We start from the raw sequence: 23,255 nt of genomic DNA, 5'->3' as shown, positions 1-23,255 counted from the left end.
GCCTAGCGGGATCGAACCGCTGACCTCCTGCGTGCAAAGCAGGCGCTCTCCCAGCTGAGCTAAGGCCCCACAAGACCTCTCAAAACTAAACAAGACAAACTCAATGGCTTCCGTTTTTTCCTTAGAAAGGAGGTGATCCAGCCGCACCTTCCGATACGGCTACCTTGTTACGACTTCACCCCAATCATCTATCCCACCTTAGGCGGCTGGCTCCTTACGGTTACCTCACCGACTTCGGGTGTTACAAACTCTCGTGGTGTGACGGGCGGTGTGTACAAGGCCCGGGAACGTATTCACCGCGGCGTGCTGATCCGCGATTACTAGCGATTCCGACTTCATGTAGGCGAGTTGCAGCCTACAATCCGAACTGAGACTGGCTTTCAGAGATTAGCTTGCCGTCACCGGCTTGCGACTCGTTGTACCAGCCATTGTAGCACGTGTGTAGCCCAGGTCATAAGGGGCATGATGATTTGACGTCATCCCCACCTTCCTCCGGTTTATTACCGGCAGTCTCGCTAGAGTGCCCAACTCAATGATGGCAACTAACAATAAGGGTTGCGCTCGTTGCGGGACTTAACCCAACATCTCACGACACGAGCTGACGACAACCATGCACCACCTGTCACCGATGTTCCGAAGAAACTTCCTATCTCTAGAAATAGCATCGGGATGTCAAGACCTGGTAAGGTTCTTCGCGTTGCTTCGAATTAAACCACATGCTCCACCGCTTGTGCGGGCCCCCGTCAATTCCTTTGAGTTTCAACCTTGCGGTCGTACTCCCCAGGCGGAGTGCTTAATGCGTTAGCTGCGGCACTAAGTCCCGGAAAGGACCTAACACCTAGCACTCATCGTTTACGGCGTGGACTACCAGGGTATCTAATCCTGTTCGCTCCCCACGCTTTCGAGCCTCAGCGTCAGTTACAGACCAGAGAGCCGCTTTCGCCACCGGTGTTCCTCCATATATCTACGCATTTCACCGCTACACATGGAATTCCACTCTCCCCTTCTGCACTCAAGTTAAACAGTTTCCAAAGCCTACAATGGTTGAGCCACTGCCTTTCACTTCAGACTTTTCTAACCGCCTGCGCTCGCTTTACGCCCAATAAATCCGGACAACGCTCGGGACCTACGTATTACCGCGGCTGCTGGCACGTAGTTAGCCGTCCCTTTCTGGTTAAGTACCGTCACAGTATGAACTTTCCATTCTCACACTCGTTCTTCCTTAACAACAGAGCTTTACGATCCGAAAACCTTCTTCACTCACGCGGCGTTGCTCGGTCAGGGTTCCCCCCATTGCCGAAGATTCCCTACTGCTGCCTCCCGTAGGAGTCTGGGCCGTGTCTCAGTCCCAGTGTGGCCGATCACCCTCTCAGGTCGGCTATGTATCGTCGCCTAGGTAGGCCATTACCCTACCTACTAGCTAATACAACGCAGGTCCATCTACTAGCGATGCAATTGCATCTTTCAAGCATCTAACATGTGTTACATACTGTTATGCGGTATTAGCTATCGTTTCCAATAGTTATCCCCCTCTAATAGGCAGGTTACCTACGCGTTACTCACCCGTTCGCAACTCACAGTCTATGGTGTAGCAAGCTACGGTATAAACTGTGCGTCCTACTTGCATGTATTAGGCACGCCGCCAGCGTTCGTCCTGAGCCAGGATCAAACTCTCATATAAAGTTTGAGCTCTCACTCATTTCTGTCACTGACAGATTTATTGTTTCTTTTTAATGTTTGACGGACTGTTCTTAAACAGTCGCCTGCACATTGGTTCGTCTTGTTCAGTTTTCAAAGGTCTTTGTCGCCCCTCAAGCGACAACTATCTTAGTATATCACCTCCTCCTCTTCTTGTCAATACCTTTTTTTATCTTTTTTTATTTTTCTTAAACTTTTTTCTTCCAAATTGATAGCTGAAAACATTTATTTGTTGAAGAAGTTCCCATGGCTAAAAAATATGAACTTCTAATTTTAGAAATGTCATATGAGATGGATACAATTATTAAAAAAGGAAGCAAGTAACGGGAAATCAACTTATGACTTCTTTACTTTTAGGAAGATGGTGGCTGATATTTTTGAAGCTAGTTGATTCAGCTAAACAAGTTTATCTTATTGCTATCTTAACTAAAGCAAGAAAAACTATCAATCCAAACTTTTCTTCGGCTTATCAAAATGATAATTTCACCACTTTAATGATTAAATTTAATCGGAAAACACTAAAATTTTACAAAGAGAAACCAATCTACACTCTTGACGAAAACGATTTTTTAGGATAAAATAATAAACGTTAATAAACGTTGTGGCGGTATAGCCAAGTGGTAAGGCACGGCTCTGCAAAAGCTTGATCGTCGGTTCAAATCCGTCTACCGCCTTCCGTAACCTGATTTAACAGGAATTAACCGAATGAAAAGCCCGTAAAATCGGGCTTTTTTATTTTTTTGTTCGGTTAAATTAGGTCAAATATAATAAAATTGGTGGGTGAATTTGAGACAAACATTTTCAACAAGAGTTCATTTTTCATCAAAATAGCACAAAAAGTGAGCTAAACCAATAAGTATAAAAATTGATTTCTAGCTCACTTTTTATTATAATTCAGCAATTTGGTTCAGATTTACTTCGGCAACTGTATCATTTCCGAATAGCGAAATAATCATCTTCACTTTGTTGTTGTCAATTTCGGTGATTTTACCCGTATAATCTGCAAAAGCTCCGTCAATAATCCGAACTGTATCGCCAACTTTCACATTGATGTCAAATTCTTGAACGGTTTGTCCCATTGAAATCAAGATTTGGCGGATTTCTTCTTCCAATAGTGGTGTTGGTTTGGAGCGGTTTCCGTGCGAGCCAACAAAGCCTGTTACGTTTGGTGTGTTCCGTACGACAAACCACGCTTCATCTGTCATCACCATTTCTACCAAGACGTAACCTGGGAAGCGATTTTCTTCAACTTCTTTGGTTTTTCCATTTTTCTCCACTTGTACCGTTTGCGTTGGGATTTCCACGCGCAAAATATTTTCCAACATATTATAGGTTTGTGCACGTTGTAAAAGATTTTCTTTTACTTTATTTTCATATCCTGAGTATGTCTGCAAGACAAACCAGCCTTTATCAAAACTGTCCATCGTTCTTCCTTTCCTAAATAAAAAAGCCTGAGGGCTTCGGTTTCTTTTCTAGCCCTATTATACCACAAAAATGGCAAATGCAATCTTTTTACTACCATTTTTATAATAAAAGCCTACTTGATAAAACAACAAGCAGGCTAAAAATTAAAAGATATTTAACAATCGTACCAAACCTCTTGTGACAAGTAAGTCGAAAAGATAAATAATGACGACAAAGAAAGCTGTGTATTCCATAACTGAGATAAAATCTACCCAGCTTTGCTTTCTAGTTGGCCAAGTTGTATCTTTTAATACTTGAAATGTATCTTTAATGAATTTCACAACTTTCTCCTATCTAGTTTCTTTATGAATCGTGTATTTACTGCAATGTTTACAATATTTATTTACTTCCAGACGTTTTGGTTTTGGCGTACTACTCACTTTGATTGAATAGTTTCTCGATCCACAAACCGTGCACGCCAGACTCGCTTTTTTTAGTGCCATAACGCCTCCATCTTGTTTATTATATCAGGAAAGCCCGTTTTTGACAAGTCTATTGGAACCAACTCTTAACCGTGTCCCAAAGATTCTGTGCTTTTTCAGGAATCTTAGCATCGTCAATTGCTTTCTTAGCTTGGTCAACCAAATTCTTGGCTTTATCTTGCACATCTTTCAAAATATCTGAATTATTGTTACTTTGATTTGCAGTATCATTTGTACCATTCGTATCAACCGGTGCAATGCCATTTTTTGCATAGGCATTTTCGTCACCAAACTTCGTACCATTTGTGTACGGTAGGATACTATTTGCCACACTTCGGAAAATAGCTGAAGCTTCATTGGCACTAGTGCCTGTCAGATAATGATTTTCATCAGTCTTTGGGAAACCTAGCCACTGACTAATCACCACATCTGGCGTGTAACCAATAACCCATTGATCTCCTGATAAATCTGGGTTAAAGTCAGTCTCTGTCGTTCCTGTCTTCCCAGCCATATCATAGCCGTAAGGAGCCGCATAAACACCCGTACCATTGGTAAATGTTCCCAGCATCATACTCGTCATTTTTTCTGTTGTTGAGCGGTTAAGCACTCGCGTTGAAGTTGATTTATGAGTTTTGACTACTTGTCCACTAGCATTTTCAATTTTGGTAATCAAATGAGCATCATTCATAACACCATTATTGGCAAAAGTCGAGTAGGCTTGTGCCATTTGTAGCGGATTGGTTGTTACGCCACTACCGAGAGCCACCCCAAGAGTCTGATCCACTTTATCCATATTCAAGCCAAATTTTTTACCATATTCAAAAACTTTTTTCAGTCCCAATTCATTAGCAGCAGCAACCGCTGGAATATTTAAGGATTGCGCTAAAGCCTGATACATGGGAACCGTCGGACTGGATTGAATTCCACCATAGTTGTTAACAGTGTAATTTCCGTAAGTCGTTGTGCTATTGTCCAACTCTTTATTGATGGACCAACCTGCTGCAACTGCAGGGCTGTAAACCGCCAAGGGCTTAATAGTCGAGCCAGGGCTTCTTGAAGATTGTGTAGCATAGTTAAAACTTCTGAAATTGGCACTCGTACTATTGATTTGCCCGACAAGCGCGCGAACACCTCCAGTTTTAGGGTCAAGCGCTACACTACCCGATTGGGCTCTTGTCCCATCGGCTGCTTGCGGGAATAAATCTTCGCGATCATAGATGACTTGCATGCTAGCTTGGTAATTCTGATCTAGCTCTGTGTAAATGCGATAGCCGTTATTAACAATATCAGCTTCTGTCAAACCATAATCTCGAACTGCTTCATTGATAACCGCATCAAAGTAAGACGGATAGCGATAATCTGCCGATTTTCCTGTGTAAGCATCTACCAATTGACTGCCCAAACCATTCACTGCTGCCTGATTGGCTGTTGCTTGATTGATATAGCTAGCAGCTACCATATTTTGCAGAACGGTATTGCGCCGATTGGTTGCATTTTTGATAGAAGCAATGGGATTGTATAGCTCCGGTCCTTTAAGCATTCCTGCTAAGGTAGCTGCTTGATCTAGTGTCAGCTGGCTAGCAGATACGCCGAAATATTTTTTAGAAGCATCTTCTACTCCCCACACACCATTCCCGAAATAAGAATTATTGAGGTACATGGTGAGAATCTGATTTTTACTATATTTCTTGGTTAATTCCAAGGCGAGGAAAAATTCCTTTGCTTTCCGCTCAATGGTCTGATCCTGAGATAAGTAAGCATTTTTGGCTAATTGTTGTGTAATGGTAGAACCACCACCAGAACGTCCCGCTGTCAAAATCGCCATGATAAAACGACCGTAGTTAATCCCACTATTTTTATAAAAAGAACGGTCTTCTGTCGCAATGACAGCATGTTGCAAATTCGGGCTAATCTGGGATAATTCTACATAAGTTCCCTTTTGCCCTGACAAACTTCCAGCTTTTTTGCCGTCCTTATCATAAATAGATGTCGTTGCTTTCAAAGCATTCTGCAAATCATTCACATTAGTGGATTTGGCAACATAAAAGAGATAACCTCCTGTCATCAAACCAAAACCAAGTCCCAAAATTAAGACAATCTTCGTCAGGTGATAGCGACGCCAAAATCGACGAAATGGGTGTTGAGAAATCGGCTTTTTCCGACTTTTCCCAGATCGGCTCAAATGCGGCTCAGATTCTTCAACCTCTGTCACCTCTTGATGCTTGCGCTTAGGACTTTCCTTTTTAAAATGATTCACTACGATTTCAAATAACTCACTTAATTTTTTCATATCCTTATTCTATCACCTTCTCCATATCCAGACAAGAAAGGACCTCTTATCAAGCGTTTAGTTTAGAAAACTTTAAGAAATTATTTAATCTCGAGCTGCTTATTTTCAATCATCGGCTATTTTGTTACAATAACTATATGCAATTTACGATTACGATTCCACAAGGTTTACCAGAAATGACAGTCAAAGAGCTGCTGGAAGAACATTTTTTGATTCCACGAAAGATTCGCCATTTTCTACGCATTAAAAAACACGTCTTCGTCAACCATGAATCAATCAATTGGCAGAGTATTGTCCATCCACATGACGAAATTACGTTGATTTTTGACGAAGAAGATTATCCACAGAAATCCATTCTCATGGGAAATGCTAGCCTGGTGGAAGAACTATACCAAGATGAACACATCACCATCGTCAACAAACCCGAAGGTATGAAAACACATGCCAATGAACCAACGGAGCTGGCACTTTTAAATCATGTCTCTGCTTATGTTGGAAATACTTGCTATGTCGTTCATCGCTTAGATAAGGAAACAAGCGGAGCTGTTCTTTTTGCGAAGAATCCTTTTATCTTGCCAATTTTAAATCGATTGCTAGAAAACAAGGAAATTTTGCGCGAATATTGGGCTTTGGTACAAGGAGCATTTCCCAAAAAACGTCAAATCTATACAGATAAAATCGGGCGTGACCGTCACGATCGGCGAAAACGGCTAGTGGATAACAAAAATGGTCAATACGCTGAGACCCATATCTCAAAGCTAAAAGAATTTGAAAACAAGACGCTCGTCAGCTGTCAACTTAAAACTGGGCGAACTCATCAAATCCGTGTACACCTTGCTCATCATGGATACCCCATTATCGGCGATCCATTGTACAATCCGCAAAAAGCAAAGCGCCTCATGCTCCATGCTCATCGCTTAACTTTCACACATCCTTTTACGCTTGAAAAAATTAGTGTTGAAGTCAGCTCTCAAAGCTTTGAGAAAGGATTGATTTAAAAAATAATGGGAGTGGAACAGAACTAAAAATTTTCGATTTTTAGTTCGTGGTCCCACCCCCGCAAGGGTAATTATGTGCTCTTCCGAGCTGGAAAAGCGAACAGCTTTGATACTTGCTTCGCAAGTTTTATCTGCCACCTCAAAGCAGTGCTTTGAGCAATCATAGTGGCTTGCTGTGCAAGGCTGATTTCCCGCCTTCAACAATTCAGTGAATTGTTGAAGCTGCGTTATTCGTTTATTACTAATTCTAATAGAAGCTGGGACACTTTTTGCCCAGCCTCATTTTTTATGCAACATTAACAACTTTATAAATCGTTTTAGCCAGAGCAGCTTGATAATCTTCTGCACTGTATGCATGATTGGTGGTTACAGTCGCAACCTTTGTATCTAAATCAATTTGAACATCCGATACACCTTCCAATTTTAGGAAGTGCTCGGTGACATGCTTCACGCAATTTTGGCAAGATATATTTTCTAAAGTAACAATTTGTTTCATGATGAACTCCTTTTATGATTCTATTTTAAAGCGCCGTAAACGCAGCGCATTGGTGACGACAGAAACCGAGCTAAAGCTCATGGCAAGACCGGCTAGCATAGGATTGAGCAGCGGACCGCCAAATACATATAAAAGACCCATTGCGATTGGTATTCCTAAGGTATTATAGGCAAAAGCCCAGAAAAGATTTTCTTTGATATTTTTAATCGTAGCCTGACTGAGGCGAATGGCTGTCACCACATCTAAAAGGTCGCTGTGCATCAAAACAATGTCGGCTGAGTCAATAGCCACATCCGTTCCAGAACCAATAGCAATCCCGACTTCAGCTTGCACCAGAGCAGGTGCATCATTGATTCCATCACCCACCATGGCAACCTTTCCCCCCTGCACTTGCAAATCCTTGACGACATCTGCTTTGCCGTCTGGAAATACTCCTGCAATCACTTGATCGACACCAGCTTCTCTTGCGATAGCTTGAGCTGTTTCCTCACGGTCCCCTGTCAACATCACAACTTCCAAGCCCATTTTTTGCAATTCAACAATAGCTGCACGGCTATTTTTTTTGATTGGATCAGCAACTGCTACCAGCCCCACCAATTGTCTATCCAAAGCGACAAACATGGCCGTCTTTCCTTGATGAGATAAGGAAATCAAGTCAGAGATATGTTCTCCGAGCTCGACTTGGTATTGTCTCATCAAGCTTTCATTCCCGATTAAAATTTCTTGAGCTTTTACTTGAGCTATAATCCCTTTACCTGAGATTGCTTGGAAATCCGTTACCGGTGCCAAAGATACGACTTCATCTTGAGCAGCCTCCAAAATTGCTACCGCCAATGGATGTTCTGAATGTTGCTCACTACTTGCAAGCAAATGTAGCAATTCCTCCCGTGTGACATCACCAAAAGTCAACACATCCGTCAAACTTGGCTTCCCTTCGGTAATCGTACCTGTCTTATCCAGAACGACAACATCTACCAAATGAGTCGCTTCAAGAGCCTGCCCCGACTTAATCAAGACGCCATTTTCAGCGCCCTTCCCCGTGCCGACCATAATAGCCGTCGGAGTAGCTAGCCCAAGCGCGCAGGGACAAGCAATGACCAACACCGCAATAAAGATAGAAAGCGAGAATTGCAAACTTTCTCCCGCCAGAAAATACCACAACAGAGCTGCTAAAACTGCCAAACTCAAGACAATTGGTACAAAATAGAGCGAGATCTTATCTGCCATAGCCGCAATAGGCGCTTTCGAGCCTTGCGCTTCCTCTACCAAATGAACAATCTGAGCTAAAGTTGTGTCCGAACCGACTTTGGTTGCTTCATAGTCAATAGAACCCGTTTGATTCATAGTGGCACTCGTAATCACATCTCCGACATTTTTTTCAACAGGAACACTTTCACCTGTCATCATAGACTCATCTACATAGGTTTGTCCAGAGATAACCACACCATCTACTGGCATACGTTCTCCCGGTTTAATCCGCACAATATCTCCAACCTTGATGTCTTCTGTATCAATTGTTACGACTTCGCCATAGCGAATAACGGTCGCTTGGTCGGGTACCAAACTCATCAAACTTTGAATCGCTTGTGAGGTTCGACCCTTGGCATTGGCTTCTAGATATTTCCCCAGTAAAACAAGAGTGATAATCACACCAACTGATTCAAAATACAACTGGTGTACAAAAGTATGATGCCCCAGCAAAACTTGAACGACCGAGTACAAACTATACAGAAAGGCTGCACTCGTTCCTACAGCAATCAAACTATCCATGTTCGGATGCCGTTTTGCCAAATTCCGAAAACCACGTACATAAAAACCGCGGCCAACCCAAATCGCTGGCAAAGTAAGGAAAAATTGCGCCAATACAAAGGCAATGGGATGCGTCATGTGATCTAAAAAGGAGGGTAACGGCAAGCCAATCATGCTCCCCATTGAAATATAGAGGAGTGGCACGGTCGTTCCTGCCGCAAACCAAATCTGACACGCCATTTTGCGCACGTTTTCTTGCTTTTCTGCGACTTGCTTCGCATAATCAGACCGCCTTTGTTCTCCCTTTTCTGTCGCTTGGTAGCCTGCTTCTTTCACAGCGTCTAAGACTTGCTCGCTTGCAAATCCTTCTTTGGGAAAAACTGTCAATTTTTCCGTCGCCAAGTTCACCGTGGCTTCTTCTACTGTTGACAAATCGTTGACGACCATTTCAATGGTCATCGCACAAGCTGCACAGGTCATGCCGGATAATTTATACTCTTTTTTGTCTTTTTCCATTTCTTACTCCGCCATTTTCGATTGATTCGTGTCATCTTGACAATGCGCGCCACAAGTACATTGACCTGGTGGACAATTGCACTGAATCGTCTCCGGCGCTTGAACTTGCTTTTCTTTTACAACATCTAGGATTCGAGACAAATCTGTTTGACTGAATTGATTGCTTTCTAGTATTGAAACTACTAAATCGCCATGCTTGGTGTTGCACATATTGTCAAGCAAGGTACGCCAACTATTTTCCAAATGCTCATCTTCTAAAATCAGAGCATCATAGTAAAATTTCCCCTCAATCTTTTCCATTGAAATAAACTCTTTGGTTTTCAGGCGATTCAGCAAGGTTTTAACAGTAGCCGGTTTCCAATCAAAATCAGCTTCTAAACGCTCCACCACCTCAGTACTTCTGCTATGAGGATACGCCCACAAAACACGCATAACCTGCCATTCTGCCTGACTAATATTTTGTTGTTCCATTTTGTTTCATCTCTTTTCTGATTACAATTGTAATTATCAATTCTTTTATAGTTTACATCTGTAATCAGAGTTTGTCAAGCAAAAAAATCGAGAAGATTTACTCAACTCAATTTTTCTCTTTCTGTATAGAAATTGTGTCTTTATCAATGCGCAAGCATTTCTTGGGCGATTTCTTGTCCACTTAATTTCGTTGGGTAGTAAGTTGGCCAATTTTCCAATTCGTTAAAGAGGGCTTCTTGGCTTTCACCACCGTAGAAAATGTGGAAGTGTGCTGCTTTCGTTGGGGCGATATTATGGTCGCTAAACTGAACATATTTATACTTACCTGCGTCAGGGTCTGTCGCTTCAAACATGAAGCGCACGCCACGATTACCTTTCGAATACGTCAAAGTGTGTTTGCCGACATATTTGTAAGTATATTTCTTCTTTTGCCCGTTTACTACAAATTCCATGGTCTTATCTGTGATATTGATATTAGACACATCTGTCTTATAGCCTTTTTCATAATAGGCTTTGTACTCAGCCGCTGTCATCTTACCACTCAATTTTGCCTTGTAATCAAAGACTTGGTCTAAAGTTCCGTCTTGCAAATATGGATAGACAGATTGCCATTGACCAGCGTAGTCAGACAAAGTACGATCTTTAACAGCACTATCTTCAAAGTAACCGTTTTGAACGGTCTTCGTATTTTCTTCTTTTTCAGCAGAAATTTCAGCGCCCTCTTGGTCAGTTGTCTTCTTCAAGGCTTTCAAGTTTGATTGCATGATGGAAATGTAATCTGCTCCATCTTTTGTTTGCTTTTCAGTCAAACTTTCAAGCGGATTAAGGACATCTAACTTCACACCTGTTTCTTTTGCCAATGTAGAAGCCAATGCTTGAGAAGCATTTTCTTCAAAATAGATATACTTAATATTGTTTTTCTTAATATATTTTGTCAATTCAGCTAAACGCGCTGCTGAAGGCTCACTATCTGGTGAAAGCCCTGAAATAGGAACTTGTTTCAAACCATAATCCAATGCAAGATATCGAAAAGCAGCATGTTGCGTCACAAAACTTTTTTGTTTTGCATTTGCTAAACCAGTTGCATATTCTTTATCCAGAGTTTCTAATTTCTTAATGTAAGCTGCTGCGTTCTTTTGGAAAGTCGCTTTCTTATCGGGATAGCGTTTACTTAAGCTGTCGCGAATATTCTCCACCATTTTAATGGCACGTTTTGGTGACAACCACACATGGGGATCGTATTCATGATGGTGTCCTTCGCTCCCATGATCATGGTCTTCTTCCTCTTCTGTACCAGGAAGAAGCAACATTTTTCCACTTGCTTTCACCACATTTACTTTGTCTTTTTTCAAAGTTTTGAGCAATTTTGGTACCCAAGTTTCCATATTTTCATTTTCATATACAAAAGCATCTGCATCTTGAATCGTTGCAACTGCCTTGGCAGAAGGCTCGTATTCGTGCGGTTCTGTTCCTGCACCAATCAAGAGTTTGACATTGGCAGCATCGCCTGCTACTTGCTTGGTAAATTCATAAACTGGGTAAAATGTTGTGACAACATTTAATTTCCCATTTGCACTTTTTTGATTGGAACAAGCCACTAAAAAGATGCTCAGTAAACTTGCTACTAATAGACCAATTTTCTTCATTTCTTACTCCTATTTGATAAATTTTTTCAATAAATTTACTAGTAAAAATACGCCGACAAAAATAATGGTAATACTTGCACTGGCTGGCGTTTCTGCATAATATGAAATATACAATCCAGCAATCATACCTAAGAAGCCGATGACATTTGCCAACAAGATAACGGATTTAAAGTTCTTGCCCAACCGCAAAGCAATACTGGCTGGCAACACCATAATAGTCGATACCAGCAACGCACCTGCCGCTGGAATCATGAGGGCAATGGCAACACCTGTCACAATGTTAAACAGAATGGACATGGTGCGCACAGGTAAACCGTCCACAAAAGCTGTATCCTCATCAAAGGTCAAAATATACATTGGTCGAATGAAGAGGAAGGTTAATGCCAGCACGATTGCCGCAATGATAAAGAGTGAAATCACCTGCTCCGTACTAATCGTGACAATAGAGCCAAATAAATACTGATCCAAACTCATAGAACTGGAACTCTTGCCCCTACTCATAACAATCAGAGCAATGGCAAGTCCTGTTGACATCAGAATTGCTGTTCCGATTTCCATGAAATCCTTGTAGATCGTCCGTAAGTATTCTAAGAAAACTGCCGCAATAATCACAATAATGACAGTTGAAATCGTAGGCGAAATACCTAACACCAAGCCAAAAGCAACCCCCGAAAGCGACACGTGGCTGAGCGTATCACTCATCAAACTCTGACGCCGCAAAATTAAAAAAGTTCCTAACACAGGCGAGAACAGACTCATGGCAATTACGGCCAGAAAAGCCCGCTGCATAAAGTCGTAAGCTAATAAATTAAACATGGCTCACCTCCTCCTTGTCACTTTCGTGAACATTGAAGCACCGCCATGGCGAATCTTGATTTCGCACCAAATGAATATTGCGGTCCGCATATTTTCGGACTTCCTCCGGATCATGCGTAATCATCAGCACAGCCTTGCCATGCCGATGTGCACTATGGTGCATCAAATCATAAAATTCATCCTTGCTGCCAGCATCCATCCCCGTTGTCGGCTCATCCAAGACAAAAATATCCGGATCCGAAGCAAACATGCGCGCAATGACTGCCCGTTGCTTTTGCCCACCCGAAAGCGATCCAATCCGCTTGTCTCGATGTTCCCACATGCCAACGGCGTCCAGACTGACCTTGATATGTTCTTCATCATGCGCATTCAAACGACGAAACCAGCCTTTACGTGGATACCGACCTGATTTAACAAATTCATAAACCGTACTGGGAAAACCTGCATTAAAACTAGCGATTTGCTGTGGCAGATAAGCAATCCGCAGCTTCTTGCCAGCTGTATTCGTCTTAGAAATCGTCACCTTACCAAATCGAGGCTGCAAAATACCAAGACTAGCCTTGATCAAGGTCGTTTTTGCTGCTCCATTTTCACCTGTCAAAGTCACAAACTCACCACTATCCACATAATAGTTAATATGCTCCAGCACAGGCTCCTTATCATAATAGAAGGACAAATCTTCAACTGTGATATATCTCATTTTCCGATTTCCCCCACTAAGGTTTCTAAGAATTGTTGAATAGTTGCTTGCTCATCAGAACTATATTGATTGGCAATTTTTTCGTAAATTTCCAATGTATGCTGATGATGATGATGATGCTCCGCAGCAACTGGCTTCGCTAATTCTGTCAACCGATAAAAAATAACACGTGCATCTTTCACATCTTTAAAAGGTTCCAACATTTCTTGCTTAATCAATGACTTGATGGCCTTTGTTACCGCTGCCTGACTGATATTCAAGCGCTTCGCTAACTCTGAATTTGTCAAAGATTCCTCAGACAACAACATCAAAATATGCTCTTGAGTATTGGTCAATGGCATACCACTCGTGCAAGATCCAATCAAAATCTCATGTTGATTCTCGGATTTTAAAATGATTTCATTTAAAAAACGATCAATTTCATGTGCTAGCTGACCCATTTTTCTCCTTTTCTGATTAACCAGTTAATTCTTTACTAGTTAAGTATATCATAAAGAAAATAAGAGTCAAGTGAAAATTTCAGCGCCTTTTTCATAAGAAAAGCCTGAGAATCACCTCAAGCCTTCATATAATTTCTTTTGTTTTCTATTTTTCACGAAAATGACTTCAATTCTTCCATTGCTTCTCACACCATTTTCTCCCCTAAACATCAAAAAGGAAATCTAAAGAGAGACTCCATTTCTTGAGAGAATTCTCACTAGATTTCCAATTTTAGACTTATCGTTTTTCTGCAACCTTGATTTTATCAAGATTTCTTTTTGATGAGATAAACTGCACCGATTAAGGCGATAATTCCAATGAAAATAGCTAACGTATGAATGACCGTACCTGTCTTAGGTAAGTCCTTCTTCGGTGGAGTATAGCGATTTTCAAATGTCTTCACGTCCTTATCGTAGCTTACTTTAGCGTGCAACTGACCATTGCCATCGTCTGTCACTTCAACTGTAACTTTAATGACTTTCTTATCATAAGTGATTCCTTGAAGTTTTGTATCTTTTTCAGTGATGGTGTAATGATAGGTACCAGCTTTCGTGTACTCAATGGTGTCGAAAGTGACACTGCCATCCTGAGCATTCTTCTTGCTTTGAGCAACTTTATCATCTTGGCCTTTCAATTCAAACTCAAACTCGCCATCTTTCAAAGCACGGCCTGTCAAGGCTTTTTTAACAGAGAGTTGGGCATTTGTTTTGGCAGCGGAATAAGTGTTCTTGAAGGTCTGATCATCTTTTTCATAAGCAACTTTTGTTACTAATCGGCCTTGACCATCGTCTGTAACAGTGACTGTCGCTTTGATCACTTTGGTGTCATATTTCACACCACCGAGTTTCGTATCTTTTTCGGTGATGGTGTAATGATAAGTGCCTACCTTAGTATACTCAAGGGTATCGAAAGTAACGCTACCATCTTGGGCATTTTTCTTCGTCTGACGAACTTGATCGTCTGTACCAGTCAGTTCAAATTCAAATTCCCCTTCTTTGAGGTTACGACCTTCTAATAGCTTCTTAGCAGAAAGAGTTGCAGTGGCTTTATCTGCTGAATAAGTATTCGTGAAGGTGTTTTGGTTGTTTTCATAAGCAACTGTTGTATGTAGTTGACCTTTACCATCATCCGTGACAGTGACTGTTGCTTTGATTACTTTGGTGTCATATTTCACACCACCTAAAGTACCGGCTTGTTCCTTAATGGTATAAGTATAAGTTCCAGCTGTTTTGAATGTCAACTCTTTAAATGAAATCTTACCATCTTTAGCGTTCTTAACGGTTTCCACCACTTTACCGTCTGGGCCAATCAAGTCAAAGGCAAATTCATTCTCTTTCAATTCGCGACCCGTTAGCACTTTGTTCGCTTCCAATGCTGCAGTTGTTTCCTTAGCAAGGTAAGTATTGCGGAAGGTTGGATTAGCTGTATCATAAGATACTTGAGCAACTAGCTGACCTTTGCCATCATCAGTAACTTTGACAGTCGCTTTGATTTCTTTCTTATCATAGGTCACACCACCTAAGCCATTGTCCTTCTCTTTGATAGTGTAACGATAAGTTCCGACTTTTGTATAGTCAATCGCATCAAAAGTAACACGACCGTTTGCTGCATTTTTCTTCATCTGACGAACGTTGTCATCAGTTCCGACTAATTCAAATTCGAACTCTTGATCGTTTAATGCACGACCTGTCAGTTCTTTAGTCACGCCTAATTGTGCACTAACCTTTTGACTAGAGTATGTATTGGTGAAAGTTTGGTCGTTGTTTTCGTAGGTTACTTTTGAAACCAGCTGACCTTTACCGTTATCGGTTACTTCAACTGTTACCTTGATAGTCTTGGTGTCGTAAGTCACACCACCCAATCCTGTGTTTTTCTCAGTAATGGTGTACTTGTGAGTACCAACAGTTTGATACTTGATTGCATCAAATTGAACCTTACCAGCTTTGTCATTCTTCTTGGTTTGAAGAACATCTGCCTTGCCATCTTCTTTGAGTTCGAAGCTAAACTCGCCATCCTTCAAAGCACGTCCGGTTAATTTCTTCGTGACAGAGAAAGTAGCATCGGTACCTTTGGCAGTATATTTATTTGTAAAGCTTTGTTTAGAAATTTTATTCTTACCGCTCTCGTCAAAACCGAGGTAGACGATATTGACAACCAACTGCCCATCCTCTTCTTGTTGGACACGAATGGTAACCTTGATTGGCTGTTTATCGTAGTCAACACCTGGAACCTTACCAGCTTTCTCTTTGATAAGGTAGTTGTAAAGACCAGTCTTGGTGAACTTAAGAGCTGTGAAAGGAATCGTACCATCCGCTTTATTTTTAACTGTTTGAAGTAGCTTGTTTTGTCCATCGTACAATTCAAACTCAAACTCGGCATCTTGTAGATTTCGACCAGTTAAGACTTTTGTCACCTGCAGTGGCACTGTGATTTCTTTTGGTGTGAACGTATTCTTAAAGGTCGTTTTACCACCGTCATAAGTCACAGTAGTACTTAGCTTCCCTTTACCATCATCCGTTACTTTAACTGTGACTTTCACTTGACTAGAGTCGTAAGCAACCCCTGTCAGACCATTATTTTTTTCTGTAATGGTGTAGTGGTACTCACCTGCTTTGTCGTAGTTAATAGCTTGGAACTGAACTTTTCCTTGGGCATCATTTTTAGCCGTTTGAAGAACATCGGACTTACCATCTTCCTTCAACTCAAACTCAAACTCTTGCGCTTTCAGTTTGCGACCCGTTAACTCCTTGGTCACATTGAAAGTTGCAGAAGTAGCTTGAGTGGTGTAGGTGTTGTTGAAGGTAGTGTCGTTTTTTTCATAGACAATTTCAGAATGTAGTTTTCCTTTGCCGTCATCTGTAATTTTGACAGTAGCTTTTACTTCTTTCGTATCATAAGTAATGCCACCTAACTGACCTTTTTTCTCTGTAATGGTGTAGTGGTACTCACCTGCTTTGTCGTAGTTAATAGCTTGGAACCGAACTTTTCCTTGGGCATCATTTTTAGCCGTTTGAAGAACATCGGACTTACCATCTTCCTTCAACTCAAACTCAAACTCGTCTTTTTGTAGCTGACGACCTGTCAGAATTTTATTTACCTCTAATCGGGCAAACGTTTTTCCTGGAGTGTATTGGTTGATAAAAGTTGGATCCTTCGTCTCCTCACCAGCTTTCGAATAAGTGACCTTTGTAACTTCAAGTTTTCCTCCCTTATCTTCGACAGTTACAGTTGCCGAGATAAGATTCGGTTCATATTCAACTCCTGGAACATCACCAGCTTTTTCACTAATGGTATAATGATAGGTTCCTGCTTTAGTATATTTAAGCTCTTTGAATTGAACCTTACCATCAGCCGTATTTTTTACAGTTTCTAAAATCTTTTTATTTCGTTGTAGATCTTTGAGTTCAAATTCAAATTCACCTTCTTGAAGAGGGCGACCTGTTAAAACTTTTTTCACCTCTAACTTAGCAGATGTTTTAACTGGAGTATAGCGATTATTGAAAGTTGGTTTTTTAATTTCTTCTCCATCTGTCATATAAGTCACTTTGCTAACTTCAAGTTTACCGGATTTCTCCTTGACTTCTACTGTTACCGTGATAAATTTTTGGTCATAGGTAACTCCTGGTGCAGAACCTTTGTTCTCTCGGATAAAATACTCATAAGTTCCTGCTTTAGTATATTCCAATGATTTGAAATTGACCTCACCATTGGCGTTATTTTTAACAGTTTGCAAGATTTTACCGACAGTTGGACTAACCTCAGTATTATCAACCAAATCAAATTCAAACTCTTGCGCTTTCAGTTTGCGACCAGTCAATGCTTTCTTAACGGAGAGTTGTACATTTGTTTTAGTAGCTGAGTATGTGTTCTTGAAAGTTTGATCATCATTTTCATAGAAAATTTCAGAATTCAGTTTCCCTTTACCATCATCTGTAACTTTGACAGTAACTTTTATTTCTTTCGAATCATAAGTGATACCACCTAGACCATTGTTTTTTTCTTTAATAGTGTAATGGTATTCACCTGCTTTAGTATATTCAACCGTATCAAACTGGACTTTCCCAGCTGCAGTGTTTTTCTTCGTTTGGTGAATATGATCTTCCTTACCAGTCAACTCAAACTCAAACTCGTCTTTTTGTAGCTGACGACCTGTCAGAACTTTGTTCACTTCTAATCGAGCGAAAGTCTTTCCTGGAGTATAGCGATTCTCAAAAGTTGGTTTTTTAGTCTCCTCACCAGCTTTCGAATAAGTGACCTTTGTAACTTCAAGTTTTCCTCCCTTATCTTTGACAGTTACAGTTGCCGAGATAAGATTCGGTTCATATTCAACTCCTGGAACATCACCAGCTTTTTCACTAATGGTATACTCATAGGTTCCTGCTTTAGTATATTCAATATCTTTGAATTGAACTTTTCCGTCAGCATCATTTTTCACAGTTTGGAGAATTTGCCCATTCTCTTTTAGGTCAAACTCAAATTCACCTGCTTGAAGTTTACGACCGATTAGTTCTTTCTTCACCAAAAGATTTCCCTTTGTTTTATCTGGAATATAATGATTGGTGAATTTCTTTTTATCTTCTAAACCACCTTTGTCATCCTTACCTTTATAAGTGACTTCAGTAGTTAGCTTACCTTCTTGATTCCTTGAGACTTTTACTGTTACTTGAATATCATTTGGATCATAGTAGATTCCCTTTTCAGGATGGTCTTCACGTTTTTCAGAAATAGTATAGTTATATGTTCCTTCTTCGGTAAATTCAAGAGCATCAAATGTTACTTTCCCGTCAGCATCATTTGATTTTGTTTGAATCGGAGTTTGTTCACCCTGTTTCTTCAATTCAAACGTGAATTCTTTATCTCTCAGTTGGCGACCAATCAGTTCTTTCTCAACCTGAAGTTGAGCAGAAACTTTTTCATCTTTCTTATTAGTGATTGTTTTTCTGTAAGCTTTGTCTGTTCCAAAGTCAGTTGGCTTAACACGAATCTTTTCAGTTGATTTTTGGTATCCTTTTGGAGCTTCCACTTCTTCAATCGTATAATCGTCTTTTAACAGATTAGGAATTGTAATATCACCGTTTGGATCTGTTGTATACTCACCAATGACTTTCTTATTACTGTCACGCGTTACTTTAAATTTTGCACCAGCTAAAGCTTGTTTTGTTTTTTCGTCTTCTTTATGCAAGTTCATTGAGTAAACATAACCTTCTGCAAATCCGCCAGCAGCTCGATATACTAAAGAGATATTGACTTCTTCCGAAATTTTATCTTTTGAAGAAAGTTTTGCCTTATTTTTAAAAACTTCTCCACCCACCGGTTCATAGTTAGTTTTAACTTGATATCTGATATAGTAACCTTTAGTCCCAATATTTCCTAAGTGAGTTTGGAAGCCACGTTTATCATCATCCATTTTTATCTGGTGGTTAGTTGTAACATCTTTCTCATTATCGTGTTTCCACTCACCATTTTTCCAGGACCATCTTACTTCATATATACGGATACTGCTCTGATCAATTTGAATCCCCTTAGCATCGTCGTCCAGCCTATCTTGAACATTGACTTCTTTTAAATCAATACCTTTTCTATTGATAGCAAGAGCATACTGAAGAAGAGATTTGTTAGCTCCATCTTGCCAAGCACTTTTTTCTAGTATACTTTCGATTTTCTTTCCAGGGCCTTGATAATGAAGTTTTCCACCAATCTTAGTTTTATGACCCACTTTAAAATCAAGATCTATGTCTTTTTCTATTTTAACTTTATTATGGTCAACAGCTGCATAAAAGAACAGTTCTCCTAAAACATCCGAATGTTCAGAAGGATATTTTGTATAGGTCAACGTAATCGTTTTAGTTGTGGGGTTGATTTTTGCATGCGCAACAACTTTATCTTTTGAATCCTTAACTTCAAAGTCTGTCCATTCTGGAAATCGTAAAGTTTCTGGTAACGTAATAGTTGTGGTGTCGCCTTCATTAACTGTGTTATTCGGAAGGCTAAATTTTACATGCACTTGGAAAGTTTCCCACATCTGTACACCTTTTGGGGGGATAGGGTTTCCATCTTTGTTTGTCACATACATTTCTGTGATAACATCATTCCATTCTTTAGCATTTGCAGCGCTAGAAAGATCGTACTTGCTTCCTTCGCTTCTAGGTGTTAAGGCAGGGGGTGCTCCTGGTTTGCTTTCATTTTTTTCCTCCACATTATCAGTTTTCTTTGAAGCAGTATCTTCTTTTACTTGGCTCGAATCAGCACTTGCTTCCGTTTTATTTTCAGAAGCAGGCATTTCAGCCTTTTTCTCTTGGCTAGAACTGTCATTTGTGCCTGTCGAGTCAGTAGAAGGTGTTGTTTGTTTAGCTGTCTCTTCTTCTCTAGACGAATTTTCCAAACCTTTTTTCGTCTCTGACTGAGTTGTCAATGCTGAAGATTGATTCGTCAGCGTTTGAGCAACAGCACTAGCCGGTGATAAGATTGTTGAAGCCAGCAATAATGCTACCCCAACAAGATTCATCATTTTTTTAATCATTACGATTTCCTTTCTATAGTTTTTTAGAATTTTGCATAAAAGTATAAACTTCTAATAAAACCATTATACCAACCCCTTTATAGCACTTTCAATCAAAATGACCTGTATTCTCTCTCTATTTCTTGACAGTCTGTAAAGTTTTTGATAAGTTATTTAAAAAATATTTTACTGGATCTGCAATCTCTGTAGTGAGGTAAATCCTTAGCAGAGATTAAGAAGCCCTGCTTTATTGTGATGCCGATAGTATCTGATTTTAAGTCAGTTTTTTTAAATCTAAGGCAAAATACAGTTTAGTTATGTTGTTTTTATATTTATACACATTTTTTATTGTAAATTTGTTTACAAAACGTAAACTTTTCCCAGATTTTTCGCTAGACTACATATATTTTTTACATTAGAATATGTATAAGGAGAGAGTAAGATGGTACTTAATACAAGAGAGAAGATTTTAGAAGCTTTTTTTGAACTTGCAATGGAAAATCCTCAGAAATCGCATTTTTCTTTAGCAGAAATTGCGCAAAAAGCAGGGATCTCAAGACAAGCGATTTACAAACGCCATTTTAATGGAAATTATGAAATTCTAGATTATATTCATAAAGAGCTTGATGCTGAATTTCAACTGATTTTTCAAGGTTATGATAAGAAAGTTTATCCTGATCCTTTTGTCTTTTTTGCAGAAGTGGTTATTCCTATCTTATACACCCACCGAAGGCAAATCAGTTGTCTCTTTAAGACAGCAGTAGATCCCTATTGGAGAGATTTTTTAAGAAATACGTATGGTCAATGGATTGAGCAGCACATTACGATTGATTATCAAAAATTAAACATTCCAAAAGAAAAGGCATCGCAGGTTCTTGTTGGAGGTATTCTCATCTTTATTGAAATTTGGATTACCCAACCTGAACCCACACCGCCTGAGCAGTTTTCCGAGACTTTTTTAAATTTGATTCATTTCCCTTTAACGGACTATGTTCGTTTCAAGCAAGCTTCCTCTAATGACAAACTAATCGTTACAAATAATTTGGAAGATAAAGAAAAGGAGTGAGACCGAACTAATATTGAAAATTCTTAGTTCACAGTCTCACTCCACAGCTCTTCCGAGCTTGAAAAATGAATGAAGAAGTACTTTGCTTCGCAAGTTGTAGTTGATTTAGTAGACAAAGAGCTTTGAAACCAGAGAACTGTTGGTCAGCCTCAAACAAGATAATTCAACTTTCAAGATGCTAATGTCTAATTTCTAATGTGCTATTTTAAGATTGTAGGAACGAGATAAGTTGTGATTTTCAAAAATTCAACTTGTCGCGCTCTTTTTTGTCTTCTCATCTTGTGGAGCGAATGATGAGATAGAGTAACCACAGCAATACCATTGTCGCTAAGACAAAAAGAAATTTTGCTAAGAATAGCGTATCTGGATTGAGGGTTAAAATTCCACCTGTCAGTAATAAAGCTAGGAAGATAAGGCTTAGTACAAGACGATTGGCTACGGATTCGATACGACGAAAGCGTTGATTGTAGTCAATTAAGTCATGATTGACGACCAAGCGACCATTCACAATCTGCTCCACTAGCTGATGAAGCCGTCTTGGAATACTTTTCCCATGTCGCAGCAAGTAGAGCAGTTCGATTAAGAAAGAATCGTAACTCAAAGTCTGGTGCAAGATGTCTGATTTCATATTTTCGAGGAAATATTGCTTGGCTAAAGTCATCAGATTGATGTTAGGAGCTAACTCGCGAAAAAGTCCCTCAATTTGCAAGGCTGCTTTTTCTAAGATCGTCATCTGGGATGGTACTTGCAAATGATGACGCCTACAAATCGCTACTACGTCCTCAAACATATCTGTAATAGACAAGGAGCCTAACTCTAAATTGCCGTATTTGGTTAGCATGCGTTCAACGTCTTGCTCTAATTGCAATTTATTGATTGGTTCACTAGTAGTCGTAATTGTTAGAATAGCCTGTGTCATCGAATCAATGTCTTGTGTCGTAAAACTAGACAGCATGTCGTTTAGAGACACACGAAAACCCGTTTCCAATTCCCCTGTAATTCCAAAATCAATAAAATAAATCTTTCCTTCATAGATTAAAAGATTACCTGGATGTGGATCACCGTGAAAAAAGCCATCTTTAAATACCTGCTTGATAAAGCTCAACATGAGTTTCTGACCAATATCTGCCAAATCGTAACCCGCTTCTTGTAAAACAGCATATTGATTGATGCGGACGCCAGGAATGTATTCTTCCACAATTAAGTGGGGAGTGGTAAAGTCTGGATAGACTTTTGGCACGCCAACACAAGGAATCTCTTGATTGTAGCGAGCAAATTCGTCCATGTACTTAGCTTCATTGCGAAAGTCAATTTCGTTCAAGAGAGTGGTCTGTAACTGTTGCAGAATCTTTGGCAAATCCACCATAGGCAGTAAATGCTTAGGAAAATGACGAGCTAGTCGAATCAAGAGCGCAATATCTTCTGTAATCTGCTCTTGAATATGCGGACGCTGAATTTTCAGCACAACTTCATCGCCATTTAACAAAACAGCACGGTGAGTTTGTGCGACGGAAGCACTTGCTAAATGTTCCTGCGAGACGTCTAAAAAAAGTTGCTCAATTGGGCGTTTTAACTCGTCTTCAATGGCAGCCATAACGGTCTCTTTATCCAAAGGTTTGACGTCATCTTGCAACTTGCTTAACTCTTTGATATAGATTTCTGGCAATAAGTCACTGCGAGTGGACAAAATTTGACCAATTTTTACAAAACTGGGTCCTAGTTGCTCAAAAGCTTCTCGCAATTGCTTAGGAGCTTTTTTCTCGTCCAGTGGCTTCTTTCGATCTTTCAGATTGGACCAACCAACAGCACTAAAGGCTGTTAGAATCTCTCGTAAGCGTTTGTTTGCCATAAAGTTATCCTCCTTCTATTTATAATTGTCAATTTTTCTTTCAAATCCTGCTTTTAGTTTAGCAAAAAACGCAGTCTTTATAAAGTTGTGACTGC

The 23,255-nt window shown here is 40.0% G+C and carries 16 protein-coding genes, 2 tRNA genes and 1 rRNA gene (1 of these 19 cut by a window edge); 4 read left to right on the top strand and 15 right to left on the bottom strand.

Annotated features, from left to right (window positions below; genetic code table 11):
• Both EL087_RS00650 and EL087_RS00645 read right to left on the bottom strand, forming a co-directional pair.
• A tRNA-Ala gene (locus EL087_RS00650) sits at positions 1–69 on the bottom strand; it reaches 4 nt to the left of the window's first position.
• Positions 70–125: 56 nt separating this feature from the next.
• Positions 126–1,681: ribosomal RNA gene (locus tag EL087_RS00645) — 16S ribosomal RNA — on the bottom strand.
• 355 nt (positions 1,682–2,036) lie between these two features.
• Here EL087_RS00645 and EL087_RS00640 point away from each other — a divergent pair.
• Together EL087_RS00640 and EL087_RS00635 are read left to right on the top strand one after the other, a co-directional pair.
• Complete coding sequence (locus EL087_RS00640) at positions 2,037–2,276, top strand: hypothetical protein (protein ID WP_106083370.1); 240 nt, start codon at positions 2,037–2,039, stop codon at positions 2,274–2,276.
• A gap of 25 nt (positions 2,277–2,301) precedes the next feature.
• Positions 2,302–2,372, top strand: a tRNA-Cys gene (locus EL087_RS00635).
• 213 nt (positions 2,373–2,585) lie between these two features.
• Here EL087_RS00635 and nusG read toward each other — a convergent pair.
• The 4 genes from nusG to pbp2a form a co-directional block, all read right to left on the bottom strand.
• Positions 2,586–3,122 (bottom strand): transcription termination/antitermination protein NusG, encoded by a 537-nt coding sequence (gene nusG, locus EL087_RS00630; protein WP_003040842.1) that lies wholly within the window; start codon positions 3,120–3,122, stop codon positions 2,586–2,588.
• A 144-nt stretch (positions 3,123–3,266) separates the two neighbouring features.
• Positions 3,267–3,443: a preprotein translocase subunit SecE gene (gene secE, locus EL087_RS00625; protein ID WP_003027327.1), complete on the bottom strand. Its 177-nt coding sequence runs from the start codon at positions 3,441–3,443 to the stop codon at positions 3,267–3,269.
• A 9-nt stretch (positions 3,444–3,452) separates the two neighbouring features.
• Positions 3,453–3,605 (bottom strand): 50S ribosomal protein L33, encoded by a 153-nt coding sequence (rpmG, locus tag EL087_RS00620; RefSeq protein WP_003027324.1) that lies wholly within the window; start codon positions 3,603–3,605, stop codon positions 3,453–3,455.
• Positions 3,606–3,654: 49 nt separating this feature from the next.
• Positions 3,655–5,874: a penicillin-binding protein PBP2A gene (pbp2a, locus tag EL087_RS00615; protein ID WP_126406150.1), complete on the bottom strand. Its 2,220-nt coding sequence runs from the start codon at positions 5,872–5,874 to the stop codon at positions 3,655–3,657.
• 137 nt (positions 5,875–6,011) lie between these two features.
• Here pbp2a and EL087_RS00610 point away from each other — a divergent pair, with 137 nt between their 5' ends.
• Positions 6,012–6,872, top strand: a complete 861-nt coding sequence (locus EL087_RS00610) for an RluA family pseudouridine synthase (protein ID WP_126406147.1) — start codon at positions 6,012–6,014, stop codon at positions 6,870–6,872.
• 286 nt (positions 6,873–7,158) lie between these two features.
• Here the strand turns inward: EL087_RS00610 and EL087_RS00605 are convergent, their stop codons facing one another.
• The 8 genes from EL087_RS00605 to EL087_RS00570 all read right to left on the bottom strand — a co-directional run bounded on the left by EL087_RS00605 (position 7,159) and on the right by EL087_RS00570 (position 20,266).
• Positions 7,159–7,368, bottom strand: a complete 210-nt coding sequence (locus EL087_RS00605; RefSeq protein ID WP_003040978.1) for a heavy-metal-associated domain-containing protein — start codon at positions 7,366–7,368, stop codon at positions 7,159–7,161.
• Positions 7,369–7,380: 12 nt separating this feature from the next.
• Positions 7,381–9,633: a heavy metal translocating P-type ATPase gene (locus EL087_RS00600; RefSeq protein ID WP_126406144.1), complete on the bottom strand. Its 2,253-nt coding sequence runs from the start codon at positions 9,631–9,633 to the stop codon at positions 7,381–7,383.
• 3 nt (positions 9,634–9,636) lie between these two features.
• The gene (locus EL087_RS00595) at positions 9,637–10,104 is read right to left on the bottom strand and encodes a CopY/TcrY family copper transport repressor (RefSeq protein ID WP_022526399.1); all 468 of its coding nucleotides are present in this window, start codon (positions 10,102–10,104) and stop codon (positions 9,637–9,639) included.
• Between the two features lie 143 nt (positions 10,105–10,247).
• Positions 10,248–11,750 (bottom strand): zinc ABC transporter substrate-binding protein AdcA, encoded by a 1,503-nt coding sequence (locus EL087_RS00590; protein ID WP_126406142.1) that lies wholly within the window; start codon positions 11,748–11,750, stop codon positions 10,248–10,250.
• A gap of 9 nt (positions 11,751–11,759) precedes the next feature.
• On the bottom strand, positions 11,760–12,566 hold the full coding sequence (locus tag EL087_RS00585) for a metal ABC transporter permease (protein ID WP_126406139.1): 807 nt from the start codon (positions 12,564–12,566) through the stop codon (positions 11,760–11,762).
• Positions 12,559–13,266, bottom strand: a complete 708-nt coding sequence (locus tag EL087_RS00580; protein ID WP_049534612.1) for a metal ABC transporter ATP-binding protein — start codon at positions 13,264–13,266, stop codon at positions 12,559–12,561. Before EL087_RS00580 ends, EL087_RS00585 begins: the two co-directional genes overlap by 8 nt.
• Entirely contained in the window at positions 13,263–13,706 is a 444-nt protein-coding gene (locus tag EL087_RS00575; RefSeq protein WP_126406136.1) for a zinc-dependent MarR family transcriptional regulator, read from the bottom strand. The genes EL087_RS00580 and EL087_RS00575 overlap by 4 nt, the downstream gene beginning before the upstream one ends.
• A gap of 305 nt (positions 13,707–14,011) precedes the next feature.
• The gene (locus EL087_RS00570) at positions 14,012–20,266 is read right to left on the bottom strand and encodes a Spy0128 family protein (protein ID WP_185952261.1); all 6,255 of its coding nucleotides are present in this window, start codon (positions 20,264–20,266) and stop codon (positions 14,012–14,014) included.
• A gap of 421 nt (positions 20,267–20,687) precedes the next feature.
• On the opposite strand from EL087_RS00570, the gene EL087_RS00565 reads away from it, so the two are divergent.
• Positions 20,688–21,311: a TetR/AcrR family transcriptional regulator gene (locus tag EL087_RS00565; RefSeq protein ID WP_126406129.1), complete on the top strand. Its 624-nt coding sequence runs from the start codon at positions 20,688–20,690 to the stop codon at positions 21,309–21,311.
• A 274-nt stretch (positions 21,312–21,585) separates the two neighbouring features.
• Here EL087_RS00565 and EL087_RS00560 read toward each other — a convergent pair whose 3' ends face one another.
• Positions 21,586–23,160: an ABC1 kinase family protein gene (locus tag EL087_RS00560; RefSeq protein WP_126406127.1), complete on the bottom strand. Its 1,575-nt coding sequence runs from the start codon at positions 23,158–23,160 to the stop codon at positions 21,586–21,588.
• Positions 23,161–23,255 lie beyond the last annotated feature (95 nt).

This window comes from Streptococcus milleri, assembly GCF_900636525.1.
Classification (GTDB): domain Bacteria; phylum Bacillota; class Bacilli; order Lactobacillales; family Streptococcaceae; genus Streptococcus; species Streptococcus hominis.
This window is presented reverse-complemented; position numbering and strand designations above follow the sequence as displayed.

Coding starts and splice junctions, on each gene's coding strand:
- EL087_RS00640 (WP_106083370.1), top strand. CDS start 2,037: ATGACTTCTTTACTTTTAGGAAGATGGTGGCTGATATTTTTGAAGCTA.
- nusG (WP_003040842.1), bottom strand. CDS start 3,122: ATGGACAGTTTTGATAAAGGCTGGTTTGTCTTGCAGACATACTCAGGA.
- rpmG (WP_003027324.1), bottom strand. CDS start 3,605: ATGGCACTAAAAAAAGCGAGTCTGGCGTGCACGGTTTGTGGATCGAGA.
- pbp2a (WP_126406150.1), bottom strand. CDS start 5,874: ATGAAAAAATTAAGTGAGTTATTTGAAATCGTAGTGAATCATTTTAAA.
- EL087_RS00610 (WP_126406147.1), top strand. CDS start 6,012: ATGCAATTTACGATTACGATTCCACAAGGTTTACCAGAAATGACAGTC.
- EL087_RS00605 (WP_003040978.1), bottom strand. CDS start 7,368: ATGAAACAAATTGTTACTTTAGAAAATATATCTTGCCAAAATTGCGTG.
- EL087_RS00600 (WP_126406144.1), bottom strand. CDS start 9,633: ATGGAAAAAGACAAAAAAGAGTATAAATTATCCGGCATGACCTGTGCA.
- EL087_RS00595 (WP_022526399.1), bottom strand. CDS start 10,104: ATGGAACAACAAAATATTAGTCAGGCAGAATGGCAGGTTATGCGTGTT.
- EL087_RS00590 (WP_126406142.1), bottom strand. CDS start 11,750: ATGAAGAAAATTGGTCTATTAGTAGCAAGTTTACTGAGCATCTTTTTA.
- EL087_RS00585 (WP_126406139.1), bottom strand. CDS start 12,566: ATGTTTAATTTATTAGCTTACGACTTTATGCAGCGGGCTTTTCTGGCC.
- EL087_RS00580 (WP_049534612.1), bottom strand. CDS start 13,266: ATGAGATATATCACAGTTGAAGATTTGTCCTTCTATTATGATAAGGAG.
- EL087_RS00575 (WP_126406136.1), bottom strand. CDS start 13,706: ATGGGTCAGCTAGCACATGAAATTGATCGTTTTTTAAATGAAATCATT.
- EL087_RS00570 (WP_185952261.1), bottom strand. CDS start 20,266: ATGATTAAAAAAATGATGAATCTTGTTGGGGTAGCATTATTGCTGGCT.
- EL087_RS00565 (WP_126406129.1), top strand. CDS start 20,688: ATGGTACTTAATACAAGAGAGAAGATTTTAGAAGCTTTTTTTGAACTT.
- EL087_RS00560 (WP_126406127.1), bottom strand. CDS start 23,160: ATGGCAAACAAACGCTTACGAGAGATTCTAACAGCCTTTAGTGCTGTT.